We start from the raw sequence: 17,358 nt of genomic DNA, 5'->3' as shown, positions 1-17,358 counted from the left end.
TGAGCCATGTGGCTCACCGCCCGGTGCGTAGAACGCGCACCCGATTACTCCGCCGTACTTCGTGGGGTTCATCTGTACTTGTCTCCTTCTTCGAACCGTGTGCTGCACATCAGTGCGATGCGCGGCCTGCCGGTTGCGAGCTGATGCGCCGCTCGATGAGGGGCGCAGCATCGAAGTTAAAGACATCGATTGATAACGTATAGCGATATAAAGTTATGAAATTCGATCTGCGAAGCGAATCGATTCCGTTGCTCAAATCGATCGGTATACATTGAAATTTCCACGCCATCTTCGTGTCGCTTTGCTTTACGCTGTGATTGCACAAGGAGACCTGCATGGCAAAAGAAGCGTGGCACCGCTGGGGACAAGAAAACGAAGCCGGCGCATTGCGTTCGATCGATCCGCTGAAAGTGCGCCGCGCCGCGCAACTGGTATCGAGCGGCCGTGTCGTCAGCCTTGCGCAGCCGATCTCCGAGCACACACCCGTGCCGCACGGCCGCAGCAGCGTGATGCATTTCATGAATCGCGACGGCGGCGATTACGCGGCAGGCGGCAAACGTCCGGGCGGTTTCCAGTTCGCGGAAGATACGCTCGTCATGCCCGCGCATCTCGGCACGCATCTCGACGCGCTATGTCATGTCTGGTACGACGACGAGCTGTACAACGGCTTCTCGCAGAACTCGATTCGCAGCACCTTCGGCGCGAGCCGCTGCGGGGTCGATAAACTGCCGCCAATCGCCACGCGCGGTCTGCTGTTCGACGTGATGAAACATCGCGGCGCGCCACTCGCGGCAGGTGAATTCATCGGCCGCGCGGAATTGCAGACGATCGCAGCAGCAGCGGACTTCGCCCCCGAAGCGGGCGACGTAGTGCTGATTCGCACGGGCTGGTTCGAAACGCACGGCGCGCAAGCCGACTATTTCGACGGCGAGCCCGGCCTCGATCTGGACGCCGCGCTATGGCTCGCCGAATCCGGCGTCGCGGTAATCGGCGCTGACAACTACGCGATCGAAACGATCCCATTCCCCAAGGGCACCGTGTTTCCCGTGCACCAGCGCGTGATCCGCGACTACGGCGTGTTGCTGCTCGAAGGGCTCGTGCTCGACGAACTCGCCGCAAGCGGGGCCACGGCGTTCTTCTTCGCGGCGGCAGCGTTGCCGATCGTCGGCGGCACCGCGAGTCCGCTCAGTCCGATGGCGATTCTCTAGGGTCGCCGTTGCACGCGGACATCAGTTCATCCACGCTCGCATGCGTGTCAATCCGAAATACCAGATCAAAGACGCGCTGCGCAGCGTCGGACGAGAGCCGCAACGAAGCATTCGCGAAGAATTTGTCGCGCAGTTCCACTTCGCTCATCGGATTATCCAGACTACCGCGCGTGGACGGCACGACCTTCTCCAGCACCCGGCCGTCGACCGTATGCACGATCACCCAGCCTTTGAAGATACGGCTATCGGGCGCGGTATCGTCGACCTGCACTTCGATCCGGTCCGCGAGCGCGAGAATCCGCGGATCGTTCAGACTCTCCGGCCGATAGCTGCGCGCGTCGAGATAGCCGTGATGCAGCGCCTCGGCGAGCGAATACTGAAGGCTCGTGCGCGCCTGCGCATCGCTGCGCGGGCGGCGCTTCTGCTCGACCGGCGAGCACACTACCGGAATCATGTAGTCGGCGATCGGGCAAACAATGCGCTTCACCTGATCCGCCTCCAATCCTTCGCGATGCAATGCGAGCAGCGCATCGAGAAACGGATGAATCACGTGGCCGCATGGGAAGGGCTTGAAAGCGATCTGCCGGCTCTCCCAGCGCTCGCCCAACGCATCGGTGATGCGCTCGAACGCGAACGGTGCGCCATTGGACCGCGTATGCGTGCACAACACGCCGGCGTTACCCTCGATCACGGTTGCCGGCCCCGAGAAACCACGCCGTCCCAACGTCGCGGCAACAATGCCGCTGTGCGCGGCCCAGCCTGCATGCAGCAGTTGCGCCCATGCACCATCGGTCCAGCTTTCGATGATGCCGGAAACAAAGCTGCCCGCGATGCCTACCGCGTGTGCGAGCTGCCGGGCATCCAGCCGATACAGTTTGCCGGCCGCGAATGTCGCGCCTAGCGGGCCGACTACCGCGGTCGGTTGAAATCCGGCCGCATGAAACCGGCGCACAGCGGCAAGTCCAATCCGGCAGGTGATTTCGCTCCCCGCGATCATCGCGGTGAGAAACTCACGGCCGCTCGCGCGATTCGCCTGCGCGGCCGCCAACGCCGCGGCCACGACCACGCTGCTCGGATGGACGATCGTCTCGCCGTGCGTGTCGTCGAAGATCAAGCCGTGAAATAGCGTGCCATTCGCGAGTGCAGCCCATGGCACCGACGCGCGCCGCCCGCCGCTGCCGATCACGTCGGCGTGCGCGCCGTCGGAGAGATCGTCCGCCGCTCCGACCATCGCCTGTGCGGCCGGCAACGCCGTGGCCGCGAGCCCGACACCGAGGGTGTCGAGCAGACGCCAGCGAGTCGCCTCGAGCAACGCTGCCGGGCAATCGTCGAGTTGCAGGCCCGCTACCCAGTCAGCGCACTGCTGGCTGATACTGGGCGCTGACTGATGAGTCGAATGATGTGCCGCGCGCGGCACATCAGAAGTGGTTGACTTCATCCTTGAGACTGCCCCAGATGCGTGAGTGAATGTCCTGGTATTCGGGCGCGGCGGCGAGTTCCGCGGGCGGCAGGCGTGGCCTCGGCAGATCGACGGGGATGATCGACTTCACCCGTCCGGGCCGGTTCGTGAATACCACCACGATATCGGACAGAAAAATTGCTTCATGCAGATCGTGCGTGACGAACAACACCGTCTTGCGCGAACTCTCCCAGACCGACAGAAACAGCTCCTGTAGCTTTAGCCGGGTCTGGCTGTCCAGCGCACCGAATGGTTCGTCCATCAACAGAATGTCCGGGTTGGTCGCGAAGGTGCGCGCAACGGCAACGCGCTGCCGCATCCCGTGCGACAGTTCGTGCCGGTAGTGGTTTTCGAATTGCGCGAGGCCGACCCGGCGCAGCCATTCGCGCGCGATCTCGTGATGATTCGGCACGCGGCGCACCTCGAGACCGAATTCGACATTCTCGACCGCGGTGCGCCACGGCATCATGCCGTCGCGGGCGAACATGTAGCCCACATCATTGCGAATGCCCGACACGGGCTTGCCGCCTACCTTAACGACTCCGCTCGAAGGTTCGAGCAAGCCCGACACCGCGTTGAGCATCGTCGATTTGCCGCAACCGGACGGCCCGACGATCGTGACAATCGATCCGTGCGGCACATCCAGCGTTACGCCCTGCGCGGCCGTCACGACCTCACGGCCCTCGGGTGCAAAACGTATGTCGACGTTGCGTATCTGAATCTGCGCTTCGGTGGCTACGGTGCTCATCGTGGTCTCCTTCTATCTACGGTGCAGGCGGCACGGCAAGCGGACCGTCGCCTTCGAGCGCTAGCGCGAGTGCATCTACGTCGGCCAGGGTGTCGAGCCGCGCCAGCGTGGCGATCGCCCATTCACATGTGTCATCGGTCAGTACCCCCGCGGCGCACTGGCGAAACTTCGCTTGAATCTGTGCGGTATCGAGCCGGCGCCCCGACCCGCCCGGCGGCACATCGCGGCGTTCGCTCAGGCGGCGGCCGTCGCGCAGTTGCAGCGTGACGGCTGCGGGAAATTCGCCGTTGTCGGGCAAAGTGGCATCGATACTGATGTCGGTAACGTGAATCAAGCGTTGGACGAGTGGATCGTTTAGCGCATCCACGGAAAACTCGTCGGGGGTCACGCGGCCGAAACGCAGCGCGGCCGCGATGCAAAACCGCAGATGGACACGCGCCTGATTGGCGGTCGACGGCAATTCCTCGCGCAGCGTCATCGCATTCCACGGATGAACGTGACAGACGATCGATTCGATCTGTGCCGGGTCCACGTGGTACTGCGTACCTAATGCAAGTGCCGCGTCGATCGCCGCATGGGTCGGCGCACCGCATGGATACGGCTTGAAAATGATGCCCGACTCGATCAGTTCAAACGACTCGCCGAGGCCCAAGGACCCAAGCTCCAGTTGCGCAAACACACGCGCCAGTCCATAACGGCCATCGAGGCCGGCCGGATCCGCGTCGAACCCGCGGACAGCGAGTTGCGTCGCATCGACGGCATCGCGCGCGCTCCAGCCGGCATGCAGCGCCATCGTCATCGTGCCGAAATGCTGACGCAGGCCGCCGGCCGCCGACGTCGCGATGCCGAGCGCGTTGACCGTTTGCCCGACGCTCAAGCCGGCAAGACGGCAGCAGGCCGCAGTCGTGCCGAGCACACCAAGTACTCGCGTGACGTGCCAGCCGCGTTCATAAAGCGTAGGGTTCAATGCGCGGCCCAACTTCACGCCAACTTCGAAGCCCGTGCAATACGCAAGCAGCAGATCGCGCCCATTTGCGCCGTTGTACTGCGCCAGCGGCAACAGCGCGGAGACCAGCGATGCGCTCGGATGCGCGATCATCGGCGCGCTATTGTCGTCGAACAGATCCGCATGTGCCGAGGTGCCGTTGATGAGCGCGGCACGCGAAACAGATGCGCGGCTGCGCATGCCGACAAGCGACGCCGGCATATGCTGCGGAACGGACGGTTCGAGGCTCGCGACGATACGTGGCGCGGCGCGCCGCGAGCCGATCAGCGTAACCGCGACCGTATCGGCAAAGGCGAGACGAGCAGTCGCCAGCCCGGCATCGGGCATGCGTTCAATATCTGCGGAATGGACCCATTGCGCGATGTGTTCGAGCGCGGTCATGGTTGGAAGGCCGGCGCTCGTCATACGATGCGGTGCGCCAGCGCGGCGCCTTCGAATGCCGCGCGGCAGTTTTCGAGCAGCGTGCGCAACTCCACCAGCAAGCCCGTGCGCGAGCCCCCGGCAACATGCGGCGTCAAGATGACATTCTCCAACGTGCAAAAGCGGTCGCTCGCCGGCCGCGGCTCGACGCCGTGCACATCGAGTCCCGCACCCGCGATCGCGCCTGCGCGCAGCGCATCGAACAATGCATCTTCATCGACCAGGCCACCGCGACTCGTGTTAATGAAGAATGCGTCCGGACGCATTGCGGCGAATTCGGCACGCCCCATCATGCCGCGGTTTTCCGGCAGGTTGGCCGCATGCAGCGAGACGAAATCGGCGCATGCCAGCAGACCCGGCAGCGTGTCGAAGCTTGCGCCGAGTGTCGTTTCTTCTGCATGCGTCAACGGTTTGCGTTTCGTATAGATCACCTTCATGCCGAACGCGCGCGCCAACCTCACCACCAGCGTGCCGACTTCACCGAGTCCGACTACGCCGAGCGTCTTGCCGTTGAGTCCCGTGAGACCGCCGATAGCGGGCCAGTTGTACGCGACGCCATTCACGCCAGCGGAACTCGGCGTACTGCTCAATCGCACCAGCCGGTCGCAAGCCGTCAACTTCTTGCCGAGCGCGAGCATCAACAGCACCGCATGTTCCGCCGTGAAATCGAGGGTGCGTCGCGGCAGACACGATACCGCCACGCCGCCGGCGCGCGCGGCTTCGACATCGATGCCATCGGCGCGCTCGCCAAGGCGCTGGATAAGCTTCAGGCGCCCACATGCAGCGATGCACTCCGCCGACACGACGCCACGCCGGAACACGATCACCGTCGGATCGAATTCGCGCGGGTCGGCCCCCTCCGCGAGCTGGACGCGCACGCCGTCGCCACGCGTGATACCGCGCGCTGCTTCAACAAGCGGCGTCAAATCCGGCGTCTCCGGCGCGAAGTAGTCGCGCAGCCAGCCGGCATCCGCCTCATTGCACAACACACTGCGCGCGATCCGCACGACCGGATCGTCATCGAGAAAAAGAATGGTTTGGGCGCTCATGATCAGGCACTCGTCGTCGAAGGTTTCCACGCCAGCAGGCGAGACTCGATCACGCGCATCACGATCGCAAACAACCACGCCACCAGCGACAACGCAATCAGACCTGCGAACACGCCCGCCGTATTGAAGCTGCCGGCGTTATGCGCAATCACGAAGCCGAGCCCTTGATTCGACGACAGGATTTCGGCGACGATCACGCCGAGCAGCGAATACGTCAGCCCCAGATTGAGTCCGGCAAAAATCCACGGCAGTGCGGAAGGCAAGGTCACCTTTAACAACATGTCCCGGCGCGACGCACCCATCAGCAATGCAATCGTGCGAATGTCGTTATCGACATTCTTCGCGCCGCTCAGCGTATTCACCAGCAGAATGAAATACACCAGCGTAAATGCAGTGATTACTTTCGCGGCAAGGCCGATACCGAACCAGAGGATGATGAGCGGCGCGATCGCAACCCGCGGCATGCTGTTGAGCACCACGATCAGCGGCGCAAACACCATGTCCCAGAACGGCGAGCGCGCCAACAGCAAGCCGCTCGCAATGCCGAGTATCGATGAGATCACGAAGGCGACCAGCGCCTCGAACACGGTGATGCCGACGTCCGACAACAGCGTGCCGCTGACCGTCTGGTTCCAGAGTTCCTTCGCCACCAGAACCGGACTGCTGATCCAGAACGGGTCGACAAGTCCGACGCTCACCACGCCCTGCCAGATCGCCAGCACAGCGACGATCAGCAGCGTGCGCGCGATCACGACCTTGACCGCCGTGCGGTTTCTGCGCCGCGCCGGAGCGTCATGGTGCGAAGTGGCGAGCATGCTCCGGTGGGCGGCTTTGCGACTCATCATGATCATTTCCCCGAGATCGGTGTGAACGTCTTCGGCATGAACGCCGCCGCCACCACCTGTTCATACGGCACCGGTGTCGTGATCTGCTGCTGGAACTGCAGGAAGCGGTTCACGTTGGCAATCGCCGCCGGCGTTGCGATCGGCACGAAAATGCCGCGATAGGTTTCAATGTATTGCTTGAGCAACTCGGGCGCGATGCCGTGCATGCGGTTCGCTGCAACCTTCACGACTTCGTCGAGATGGGCAGGATCGTTGATCAGTTGTTCGGCTTCCACTACCGCATCAACTACCGACTTCACGACCGCGGGGTGTTTGTCGATGTAATCCTGCCGTGCGAACACACCGTTAAACGCGTAGCTGCGATAGATGTCAGGCCCCGCGTCGCCCTTTTCCAGGTTGACGACCGATTTGGCAATTTTTTCACCGAGTACCGCCTGCGTCTGGATCGGCTCGAACGCCATTGCACCGTCGACGGTGTGATTGCGCAGTGCAGCAAGCTGTGTGGTCGGGTCGCCGATGGGCACCAGATGCACGTCTCGATCCGGATCGAGGCCGGCCTGTTTGAGCAGCAGGCGCAAGCTCGTGTCGGCGCTCGCGCCCGGCGTGCTGACGCCGAGCTTCAGGCCCTTCAGGTCGGCGATACTCTGCGGATAGCCTTTCGCGAGATTCGGCAGTGCGACGTCCTTGCGCACGATCAGATCGAAAGGCGGATTGGTCTCGTTGAGCACGAGAAGCTTCAGCTTCTGTCCTTTTCCGATCACCTGTACACCGTGCTCGACCGCAAAGCCACCGAATTCGGTCGCACCGCTGACCACCATGTTGGTTGTCTGAATCCCGGTGCCGTAAATCAGTTCGGCATTGACGCCATGTTTCTGGAACAGATGCAGATCGGCCGCAACGTATAGCGGAAAATTGATAAATGAGCCGTCGAACGCGGAGATCTTGACCGACTCGGCTGCGTGGGCACGAAACGATGCGAGACATGCTGCAACCGCAAGCATCAGTGCGGCCAGCAGAAGCAGATGAGGTCCGATGAGGCGTTTATTGCGCGCGGCCGTGTACGAAGCCGTGCGATACGACTGTGTCATTGTCTCCTCCTGGTACATCGTTCTGTGTCGCTTGCCGCGCAATGCGCCTCTGTTAGAAGGCTTGGATGCCGGTCGCGTCTTCAGCGATTGACACAAACTTTATACCAGGCACTTGCCGCGAACTACTTACAATTTCTGATACGGAATGATCTACAAACGTGATGTTTGCACGGCACAATGGATCAGAAAAACTGCAGGCAGCGCGGGTTCACCCCTACATTCCGGCTAGTTGCTCGACTTTCGTGAGCCTGTTCTCAGGCGCCGGCCGGCGTCTGAACGAGCTGCTGGCCACGGCCGTATCGACGACATAACGCAACACCGAGTGCTCCTGATCGTTGTGCCACGCAACAAAAAATTCGACATCTTGCGGGTGCAATTCGGGCGCGAGGCGCACCAGCCGGCCGCTAGCCAGATCGCCTGCCACAAGATCTTCAGGTAACAGCGCAAGTCCGCCGCCCGCCACAATCACCTGGCTGAGTGCACTCAGGTAATCACACGTATTGACGTCGACTGCTTTCACGCCGATCTCGCGCAGCGCGGCTTGCGTCGCCGGAAACATCGTGGCGGGACGCGGCAGCGACCACACCGGGAAGCGCTCGAACAGTTCGAGCACACCCGCCTCGCGCGGACAGGCCGCCGCGAGGCTCGGCGACATGACCCAGATAAAGCGCGCGTAGCCGACCGGCAGCTTGGTGATGCGGTGTTCGTCGAACGGCCCCGCGACGATCGCCACATCGAGCTTGCCGGTTTCGAGCTTTTGCCGCGCAATGATGTTCAGATTGATCTCGACTTCGAACACGACCTTCGGCATCAGGCGCTTCACCTTCGACAGAAAGTCGCCGAACCAGCTCAGGGCCACCGCTTCGCCCACGCCGATCCGTACGATTCCGGTGGCCGCTCCCGGATTGTCGAGCGACACTACGACGTCTTCAATCTGATGCAGAAGCGGCTCGAGCCGCCGCACCAGTTCACGGCCATGCGCGGTCAGTTCCATGCGACGCCCGTGGCGCTGGAACAGCGTGAGACCGGTGGAGTTTTCAAGTTCACGCACGCGGCCGGAAACGGCCGATTGTGTCGTGTTCAGGCGTTCGGCTGCGAGATGGAAGGTGCCGAGCCGCGATATCCAGCACACGGTCTCCAGATTAACCAGATTGAGTCGTTTCATCGTAGTTACCGATCGATTCCGATGTGAAGATATCTCTATTTATTATGTGTGCCGCTCGATAAAGTACCACCCTGTGTTTTCCCTAACAGGCCGGGGTACTAATGGCCATTCGTGAATGCGACCATTGCAGCCGCATCCGTTGGAGACAAGCGTATGGCGACGATGCCTGCCAGCAAGACCCTGCCTATGCTGCTGGAAGAGCAGGCAGCAATCGATCCGGAGCACGAAGCGATCGTCGGCGGCGCAGTCCGGCTTACGTATGACGAACTGCTCACCCAGGTGAAAGAAGCCGCTGCCGCGTTGCATGCGCTCGGCATCGGCCACGGCGATCGCGTCGCGATTCTGATGGGCAACCGGCCCGAATGGCTGGTGCTGGCCTGGGCGGCGCAATATCTGGGCGCAATCGCGGTCGGCCTGAACACCTGGGCGACCGCGCACGAACTCGAATATGCGTTGCGCCACTCCGAAGCGTCGCTGCTGGTGGCGGCCACGACCTTCCTGCGGCAGGACTTCCACGCCATGCTCGAGTCGTTCGAGCCGCTCGCCGAGCGCCTGCCCACCTTGCGGCACGTAGCATGGATCGGCGACTTACCGGCGCCCACTACCTCACACCTGTCGTATGCGCAGTTCCAGCAACTCGGCGCGGGTGTGCCGACCGCGACCATCGAGGCGCTTGGCGCCGCTGTCGAGCCATCGGATAACGCGTTGCTCGTCTACAGTTCGGGATCGACGGCTGCGCCCAAGGGGATTTTGCTGCGCCACGACGGGCTGATCGAAAACGGCTGGTACATCGGCGAACGCCAGCACGTCACGCACGAGGACCGCCTGTGGCTAGCGGTCTCGCTCTTCTGGAGTCTCGGCAGCGCGAATGCCGCAATGAACGTGCTCACGCACCGCGGCACGATCGTGCTGCAGGAATCGTTCAATGCCGCGGAGGCATTGCGGTTGATCGACGCCGAATCGTGCAGCGTGTTTTACGGCACGCCGAACATGGTGCGCGCCATCGCCGATTGCCGTGCCGACCACACCCAGCGCCTCACCTCCTTGCGCACCGGCGCAACGATCGGCACCCCTGAGCAGATCAAACGGCTCGCCGCGCTCGGACCCGCGGATATCTGCAACGTATACGGATTAACCGAGACGTACGGCAATTGCGCGGTCACCGACGCCTCGGAATCCTTCGAGATTCGCTCCACCACGATGGGCACGCCGCTGCCCGGCTTCACGATACGCATCGTCGATCTCACGAGCGGCGCCGTGCTGCCTGCAGGCCAGGTCGGCGAGATTCGCATCGCCGGGCGCCTCTTCTCCGGCTACTACCGCGACGCCGCACGCACGGCCGCATGCTTCGACGTCGACGGTTTCTTCTGTTCCGGCGACCTCGGCATGCTCGACGAAGCGGGCCGCATTGTGTATCGCGGACGTGTCAGCGAAATGGTCAAGACGGGCGGCATCAACGTTGCACCGGCGGAAGTCGAAGAGACGCTCGCGCAGCATCCGGCAGTCGAGTTCGCGTTCGTGGTCTCGCTACCGGATGCGATTCAGGACGAGGTGCTCGGCGCGATCGTCATCGCGCGCGCCGGCCAGGCCGTCAGCGAGGAAGCGCTGCAGGCGTTCTGTCGGCAGACACTTGCGGCGTACAAGGTGCCGCGTGTATTTCGCATCCTGGCGGAAACCGATTTGCCGCTGACGACCACCGGCAAGGTCAAAAAAAGCGAGTTGAGACATCTGTTCGACACGGCCGTCGCAGGCCAGCCGGCGCGCCGCTCATGAACGCCCTGCAAGGGGTGCGGGTGCTCGATGTCAGCCGGTTGCTGCCCGCCGCGCTATGCACGCAACTCCTCGGCGATCTGGGCGCGGACGTCATCAAGATCGAAGAGCCGTCACGCGGCGATTATCAACGCGAGTTCGAACCGATGGGTGTGGGGGATTCCGGCACGTTCCTGCTCTGCAATCGCAACAAGCGCAGCTTGACGCTAGATCTGAAAACAACACAAGGCAAGGCGTTGCTGCTCGACATGGCCGCTAACGCCGATGTACTCGTCGAAGGTTTCCGGCCGGGCGTGATGGAGCGGCTCGGCCTCGGCTTCGAGACGCTTGCCGGCATCAATCCACGACTCGTCTATTGTTCGCTGTCCGGGTTCGGACAAAATGGTCCCTATCGACTCGCGCCCGGTCACGACCTCAACTATATGGCGCTGCTCGGCACGTTGAATCTGTTCGGCCGTCCCGACACCGGGCCGCTCGTGCCGGGGCTGCTGATATCGGACATCGGCGGTGGGTCGATGATGGCGCTCTATGCGATTCTCGCCGCGCTGCTCGCACGCCATACGACAGGCAAGGGTCAATGGCTCGACGTCTCGATGTTCGACGGCACTGCGATGTTTCTCGCGTACCACGCGGCCGAAACGCTGTTCGCCGGCAAGGAGCCACGCGGCGGCGCCTATCGCAACACGGGCGGCAACGCGTGCTACAACACATACGAATGCGCCGATGGCGCGTGGCTGGCGCTCGGCATTATCGAACTGAAATTCTGGGAAGCGTTCTGCCGGCTGATTGATCGGCGGGACTGGTGCGCCAATCAGTGGCCGCAGGGCGACGCTGCATATGCCCAAATCGACGCAATGCGGGGGATCTTCAAACAGCGTGCGCGTGACGAGTGGCTGGAATTGCTCACACGTGCGGACATTCCGGCCAGCGCGATCAACACTATGCGAGAGGCGTTTGACGATCCGCATTTTCGCGCACGCGAACTTTTGCAGCATATCGAACATCCTGTCGAAGGGTCCCTGCCGCAACTTGGATTTCCGGTCAAATTCTCGGACACACCCGCCTCCATGCGACGCGCACCGCCTACGCTAGGCCAGCATACCGACGAGATATTGCGCGAGCTCGGATATTCCGCGACATGTATCGCGGCATTACGTGCGGCAAAAGTCGTGTAGGGGCGATACGCACCTGCGTGCTGTCCATAACTCGGGACTGATACCCGGTCAGCGCGAAGCGGTCTTGCGCGCCCTCGTCCTCAACGAGCGAAATGCAAGTGTTGACGATCGAGAACGCGTTATGACGCCGACGAGGCGCTATGGCGACGCCGGACCATTCGCAGAAAACAACACTATTCGACCGTCATGCCCATCGACAACCGCTGTCAACGCAGTGCGATCAGTTCGCTGCTTGCCAGCGAAGCTCACCCCATCGTCCTTGCTGAAAGAAAAAGCGCCATCGAGTCCAACCGCGATCACGGACATGTCCGGCATCTGAACCATATCCGTTACGGAACTCCTGACCATCGTCCTTGACCGTACCCACGTATCGCCGCCGTCCGTGCTGCGGTACACCGTTCCGCGCAAGCCGGCAACCAGCAACGTGCCGTCCTGCAACGCGAGTCCTGTCCAGAACGAACCCGTGTAGCCCGTATCGACGAAATTCCATGTCTGGCCGCCGTCGGTCGAGCGGGCTATGCTTCCTTGCTCACAGGCAATAAACAGATTGTCATGCCGGTCCCCGAAAATCGAATACAGGTTGCGATCGAGTTTCTTCGCACCAGGCGGCGACAACGTGAGCTTCGACCAGGTTGCACCGCCGTCCGTGGTATGCAGCATCAGTGACCAGAGGCCGACCGCCCAACCTTCCGTCGAATTTCTGAAGTAAACCGAAAAGAGCGGTTGATCAGCCTTCGTATCGCTGCGCTGCAAGGTCCAGTTCTCTCCTCCATCGGTCGTCCTGATAATGGCGCCCCAATGCCCGACTGCCCAGCCGCGTTGCGGGTCGGAAAACGTCACTGACGTGAGCGTTGAACTCACCGGCACGCTCTTCGCCTGCCGGAACGTGACGCCGTTATCGTCCGACAGCAGAATAACGCCGTGATCACCCACGGCGACCATTCTTTTTCCCGCGAGCGTGGCGCTGAGAATCTTCACGTGAGAAGCGGCAGTAAAATGTTCTGCTGGCCTTACCTGCAACTGAGGCGTCGCTTCGCCTCCCAGAACAGGACTGCTCATGGTTGCCATCGTCGCACTGGCAAAAAGTATCGTTGCGGCCGTCGAAATGTGTTTGATCATTGTCATCGTTGGGTTCTCCGCATCAGTGGCTCAGAACACCCGGCGCGCGCGCGGGCTTTCGCCTTGGAAAGAGACGCTCCATCAGCACCGCCAACGCAGGCAGCGCAGTCATCGCCATCACCAGATTGACAACGAACATGAACGCCAGCAACTTCCCCATGTCCGCCTGAAACTTCAGTGCGGAGAAGCTCCATGTAGCGACACCAATGGCGAGCGTGATCGCGGTAAAGATCGTCGCCATTCCCACTTCGAGAATCGAATGCTCGAGCGCTTGCGCAATCGGCTCCCCATCGGCCAGATGCTGCTGTAAACGGTTGTAGATGTAGAACGCGTAGTCGACGCCGATACCCACCGCCAGCACCATGACGGGCAGCGTTGCCACAGTCAGGCCGATTTCAAACGCTTTCATGAACCAGTAGCCAATGAACGTGCCGACCGTAAGGGGCAGGCAGCACGCGACCACGGCGCGCAGGTCGCGATAGACGAGAAGCACCAGCACGATGATGGCGGCATACACGTACAGCATCATCGGCAACTCGCTCTTTGCGACTTCGTCGTTGATTGCCGCGAGTACGCCCGCATTACCCGCAGCGAGGCGAATCCTGATTCCCGGTGTCGCGTGCGTGTCGCGAAACTGCTTCACGGCGTCGATCACCCGATTGATGGTCGTCGTCTTGTGATCAGACAGGTACAGGTTAACCGCCGTCATGCTGCAATCCTTGTTCAGATATCCCCGAACCCGGGCAATTTCGGTCGAGAGCCCCGCGTAGTTAGCCGAATCGATCGGCACCACATTCATCTTCGGATTTCCCTCGTTGTATCCCTCGTTGTAGGTGCGCAGCATGCCTGGATACGAGCTGACCGACACAACGCCCGGCACGTCGCTCAGTGCGTACTCCATGTTGTCGTCGAAGGTGCCGACCGCAGGGTTACTGCATGAATCCGCAGGCGCCTCGACGACGACCGTGAGCCAATCGAGCCCGACGTCAAAGCTGTTGGAAATCGACACCGCATCGCGATTGAAACGGGCCTCGGGCCGCAACTCAGGCGCGCCGGGTTGCAAGGTGCCCACCACGCGGTCGCGGCTTTCCCACACGGCCGCCATCAGCACGCCGGCGACCACCAGGAGCACGATCGTCGCATTGCGCGGCTTGGACACACGTGCGAGGACCCGCAGCCAGCGCGCCCGCTGCTGGTGCCTCGCCATCGCCTTGCTCGCATAGGCCTTGGTGAACGTGAAGTACGACGCCGCGACCGGCAGCATGACCAGATTCGTGACGATCTTGTAGGCCACGCCAAGCGAAGCCGTAATCGCAAGCTCACGAATCATCGGAATTGGAATCAGCAACAATGTGATAAACGACAGGAGCGCGGTGACGAGCGCAAGCGTTCCGGGAATCAGCAGACCTGTGAAGCTGTGCCGCGCCGCGGTCATCGCCCGGCTTCCGTGCGCAAGTTCCCGAGTGATGAAGTTGATCTGCTGCACGCCGTGCGACACGCCGATTGCGAACACCAGAAATGGCACCAGAACACCAAGCGGGTCCAACCCATAGCCGAGTAACTTCAGTGTGCCGAATTGCCACACCAGCGAAGTCAGCGAACAGGCGATCGGCAGGATCGTGAAGCGCAGCGAATGGCAATACCAGTACACCGCGAGCGCCGTCAGCAGCAACGCAATCACGCAGAACACCAGCACCCCGCGGGCGCCGTCCGCAATGTCGCCGATCTGCTTGGCAAAGCCGATGATCTGGATGTCGTATTGCCCGTCCTCGAATGGCACACGCAACTTGCTTTCCAGCAAATGGTTGTACTTCACGTAGTCGATCTTCTTGCCGTCGGGACCGAACTCCGAAATCTCCGCTGTGATCATTGCTGCGGACTGGTCGCGCGAAACCAGCGAGCCGACGAAACCGCCCTCGGTCGTCGAGCGACGGATCGCGCCAATGTCGGCGGGATTCAGACTTTCCGGCGTGACCGTGCCCGGAATGATCGGCTCTGCGCGAAAACCCTCTTCCGTGATTTCATTGACGAAGCTGTTCGGCGTCCATAGTGACTGAACCCCCAACCGGTCGACATTCGGCAGATAGGTGACCGCTTGCGTCACGTTATAGAGGCGCGTCAACCCCGCTTTGGTCCAGATCGACCCATGCTTCGCCCTGACCACGACGGTAAGCCGGTTCGCACCCAACAGGTCGCTACGGTATTGCTGAAATGTCTTGATGTACTCGTGCCCGATCGGCATCTGCTTTTCGAAACCAGCGTCCATTCGCAGTTGCACCGCGAAGAAAGCCATGATGACGGTAAACAGGCCAATCGCGGCCAGCACGATCGCGCGATGTCCGAAGAAGCATTTCTCCAGACGGATAACGAGGCGATTTAACACGGTTTTTCCTTCAAATGTCACACCCGGCCGGCATGAGTTAAGCGGATGCCGGCCGCTCGATGTCAGGTCGGGGTCAGAAATTGCGTGTCGCGAAAACACCCACGAAATTGCGGTCCGCATACGGTTGCCCAACCGTGTCATGACCACCGAAGAACGCAGTAAAGTTGATGCCTGCCTGCCAGACAGCCGGATTCTGGTTGAACAGCACATAGACGTTTAACGACTTGGCCCCCTGCATGTAGTTGGCCGAGAAGTTCGGCGTGTACCCGTACAGCGCGTCCGAGAACGTCACGCCTGGTGTGACCTGCCACCCTGGAATGAGGGTGCCGTCATAGGTCCAGTTGAAGTCGACGGTCGCGCCAACCGAACTTGCCGTACCTTGCGCCGCGAGAATGGGATAACCCAGGCCGGAACTGTTGTTCAACCACGGGTAATAGCCGGCGGCCGGCAACTGTGTAACCGTCGTGCCGTCGACGGTCCGCGTGACACCGTTCGAACTGAGGCCCGGATAGTAGATCCATGTCAACTCGGCGGTCAGCACCGCCATGTCCGCATGGATCAGCTTCAGGAACGGATACTCGCTCTGGGTGAGGCTCAATTGGCCATTGATGTCATACTGGATCTTCTTTCTGTCGATCCATTGCTGGCAATCCACTCCGCCAACACCCCCGGTATTGAGATCGGGTGGCCCGCCGGCCGCGAAGCAACTCGTCAGCGCAACGGCGTCTTTCGGACGGTACGATAGCTCGGTGCCGATTGCCCAATCGCCCAGCGCGAAGTTGGAACTGACGCCGAACAACTGCCGGTTCCCGAGATACGACCACTGATTCGAACCGTTCGGCAATGTCGCAAGCACCGGCGACTTGTCGGTGTAGTTCTCGTAATAAAACGCAAACGACGCGTCGATGTTCTTCGGCTTGTAGTTGAGCTTGATCCCGAACTGCGGCTTGTACTTCGACGGCAATTGATCCGATACGGGCACGCCAAGCGAGTTGAACGGCGGCCCCGCGTACTGCCCATTCACGAGACCGGTATTGACCGCCGACAGCGTATCGGCGTTACCCGCGTTCGGACCGGCAATCGTCCCCGCACCGACACCGTTGACGTTGAAATTGTTCGTGTTGATTGTGTAGGGCCCGGTACCGCGCCCAAACGAATTACTAACCGACCAGTAGGTTCCAACCGGCGGATAACGGTTCCCGTTCCACTGAAACTGGTAGTAGCCTTCGGTACTGAAACCGGCCGGTAAACCGGTCGCGAAACTCAGCATGGGCGCGGGCAGCAATGCCTGCTTGAGCTGCGTGCCCGGTATCAACAACTTCTGGATGTCCAGCGAATTGGTTGCGTTGATACCGCCCGAGGCGAAATAGCTTTCGCCCCAATTGATCACCTGATTACCCAGCCGGACACGCGCGGCCGCGCCGGCGATCGAGAAGTCCTTTTCGGCCCACAGGTCGAGCAGTTGCGTGTTGTACACCACCTGCGCCCGCGCTGTACTCGAAAGCGGTGTTCGTTCCGTGTCGCCCGCGAGAAAGTCGTACATTCCCGTGCCGCGAATCATGAACTTGTAACCTTCGCTGGGCATGGTCAGCAACAGTTCGCTCGTTGCGCTGATATAGGTACTGAACGGTTGCCCCTTGCGGTAGTTGAGATCACCCGCGTCGCCGGCGCCCCACTGGGCAACATTGGCGGCTGCACCGCAGCCGTTTGCATTCGGGTCGCCCGTCAACGAGCAGTTCGGCGATTTGGTTCGAATCCCGCCGCCCGCCGTGAGATTGGACACCCAGGAACCCTGAAGATCGGCGAGTCCGGTATTGAACTCGTAGGCCTGCGCGAGCGGAGCGGCGACAACACTGCATAGTGCGGCTCCGAACAATGGAATTATTTTCTTGCTCATGGTCACCCTGCGATCAAACGATTGTG

At 61.3% G+C, this 17,358-nt stretch carries 13 protein-coding genes; 3 read left to right on the top strand and 10 right to left on the bottom strand.

What is annotated here, in order from left to right:
- Nucleotides 1-335: 335 nt before the first annotated feature.
- Entirely contained in the window at nucleotides 336-1,208 is an 873-nt protein-coding gene (locus PQQ95_RS18900; protein WP_408439114.1) for a cyclase family protein, read from the top strand.
- On the opposite strand, the gene PQQ95_RS18895 is transcribed toward PQQ95_RS18900, so the two are convergent.
- The 7 genes from PQQ95_RS18895 to PQQ95_RS18865 all read right to left on the bottom strand — a co-directional run bounded on the left by PQQ95_RS18895 (nucleotide 1,186) and on the right by PQQ95_RS18865 (nucleotide 8,988).
- On the bottom strand, nucleotides 1,186-2,646 hold the full coding sequence (locus PQQ95_RS18895; RefSeq protein ID WP_408439111.1) for an MmgE/PrpD family protein: 1,461 nt from the start codon (nucleotides 2,644-2,646) through the stop codon (nucleotides 1,186-1,188). The two genes, PQQ95_RS18900 and PQQ95_RS18895, sit on opposite strands and share 23 nt — an antisense overlap.
- Entirely contained in the window at nucleotides 2,627-3,415 is a 789-nt protein-coding gene (locus tag PQQ95_RS18890) for an ABC transporter ATP-binding protein (RefSeq protein ID WP_408439108.1), read from the bottom strand. The genes PQQ95_RS18895 and PQQ95_RS18890 overlap by 20 nt, the downstream gene beginning before the upstream one ends.
- Nucleotides 3,416-3,431: 16 nt before the next feature.
- Nucleotides 3,432-4,802: an MmgE/PrpD family protein gene (locus tag PQQ95_RS18885; RefSeq protein ID WP_408439106.1), complete on the bottom strand. Its 1,371-nt coding sequence runs from the start codon at nucleotides 4,800-4,802 to the stop codon at nucleotides 3,432-3,434.
- A 20-nt stretch (nucleotides 4,803-4,822) separates the two neighbouring features.
- Nucleotides 4,823-5,890, bottom strand: a complete 1,068-nt coding sequence (locus tag PQQ95_RS18880; RefSeq protein ID WP_408439103.1) for a 2-hydroxyacid dehydrogenase — start codon at nucleotides 5,888-5,890, stop codon at nucleotides 4,823-4,825.
- A 2-nt stretch (nucleotides 5,891-5,892) separates the two neighbouring features.
- Nucleotides 5,893-6,735, bottom strand: coding sequence for an ABC transporter permease (locus PQQ95_RS18875; protein WP_408439101.1), 843 nt, complete (start codon nucleotides 6,733-6,735; stop codon nucleotides 5,893-5,895).
- A 2-nt stretch (nucleotides 6,736-6,737) separates the two neighbouring features.
- Nucleotides 6,738-7,823, bottom strand: a complete 1,086-nt coding sequence (locus PQQ95_RS18870) for an ABC transporter substrate-binding protein (RefSeq protein ID WP_408439098.1) — start codon at nucleotides 7,821-7,823, stop codon at nucleotides 6,738-6,740.
- A gap of 214 nt (nucleotides 7,824-8,037) precedes the next feature.
- On the bottom strand, nucleotides 8,038-8,988 hold the full coding sequence (locus tag PQQ95_RS18865; protein ID WP_408439095.1) for a LysR family transcriptional regulator: 951 nt from the start codon (nucleotides 8,986-8,988) through the stop codon (nucleotides 8,038-8,040).
- A 153-nt stretch (nucleotides 8,989-9,141) separates the two neighbouring features.
- Between PQQ95_RS18865 and PQQ95_RS18860 the strand changes: the two genes are divergently transcribed.
- Together PQQ95_RS18860 and PQQ95_RS18855 are read left to right on the top strand one after the other, a co-directional pair.
- A complete protein-coding gene (locus tag PQQ95_RS18860) occupies nucleotides 9,142-10,761 on the top strand; it encodes a class I adenylate-forming enzyme family protein (RefSeq protein WP_408439094.1) in 1,620 nt (539 codons plus the stop codon).
- On the top strand, nucleotides 10,758-11,933 hold the full coding sequence (locus tag PQQ95_RS18855) for a CaiB/BaiF CoA transferase family protein (RefSeq protein ID WP_408439091.1): 1,176 nt from the start codon (nucleotides 10,758-10,760) through the stop codon (nucleotides 11,931-11,933). The genes PQQ95_RS18860 and PQQ95_RS18855 overlap by 4 nt, the downstream gene beginning before the upstream one ends.
- Nucleotides 11,934-12,071: 138 nt before the next feature.
- On the opposite strand, the gene PQQ95_RS18850 is transcribed toward PQQ95_RS18855, so the two are convergent.
- From PQQ95_RS18850 to PQQ95_RS18840, 3 genes are all read right to left on the bottom strand, one after another.
- Nucleotides 12,072-12,911: a WD40/YVTN/BNR-like repeat-containing protein gene (locus PQQ95_RS18850; RefSeq protein WP_408439090.1), complete on the bottom strand. Its 840-nt coding sequence runs from the start codon at nucleotides 12,909-12,911 to the stop codon at nucleotides 12,072-12,074.
- A 163-nt stretch (nucleotides 12,912-13,074) separates the two neighbouring features.
- Entirely contained in the window at nucleotides 13,075-15,435 is a 2,361-nt protein-coding gene (locus PQQ95_RS18845) for an efflux RND transporter permease subunit (protein ID WP_408439087.1), read from the bottom strand.
- A gap of 73 nt (nucleotides 15,436-15,508) precedes the next feature.
- Nucleotides 15,509-17,332: a DUF1302 domain-containing protein gene (locus PQQ95_RS18840; RefSeq protein ID WP_408439085.1), complete on the bottom strand. Its 1,824-nt coding sequence runs from the start codon at nucleotides 17,330-17,332 to the stop codon at nucleotides 15,509-15,511.
- Nucleotides 17,333-17,358 lie beyond the last annotated feature (26 nt).

This window comes from Paraburkholderia caffeinilytica, from assembly GCF_046030355.1.
In the GTDB taxonomy this organism is placed as follows: Bacteria; Pseudomonadota; Gammaproteobacteria; order Burkholderiales; family Burkholderiaceae; genus Paraburkholderia; species Paraburkholderia caffeinilytica_B.
This window is presented reverse-complemented; position numbering and strand designations above follow the sequence as displayed.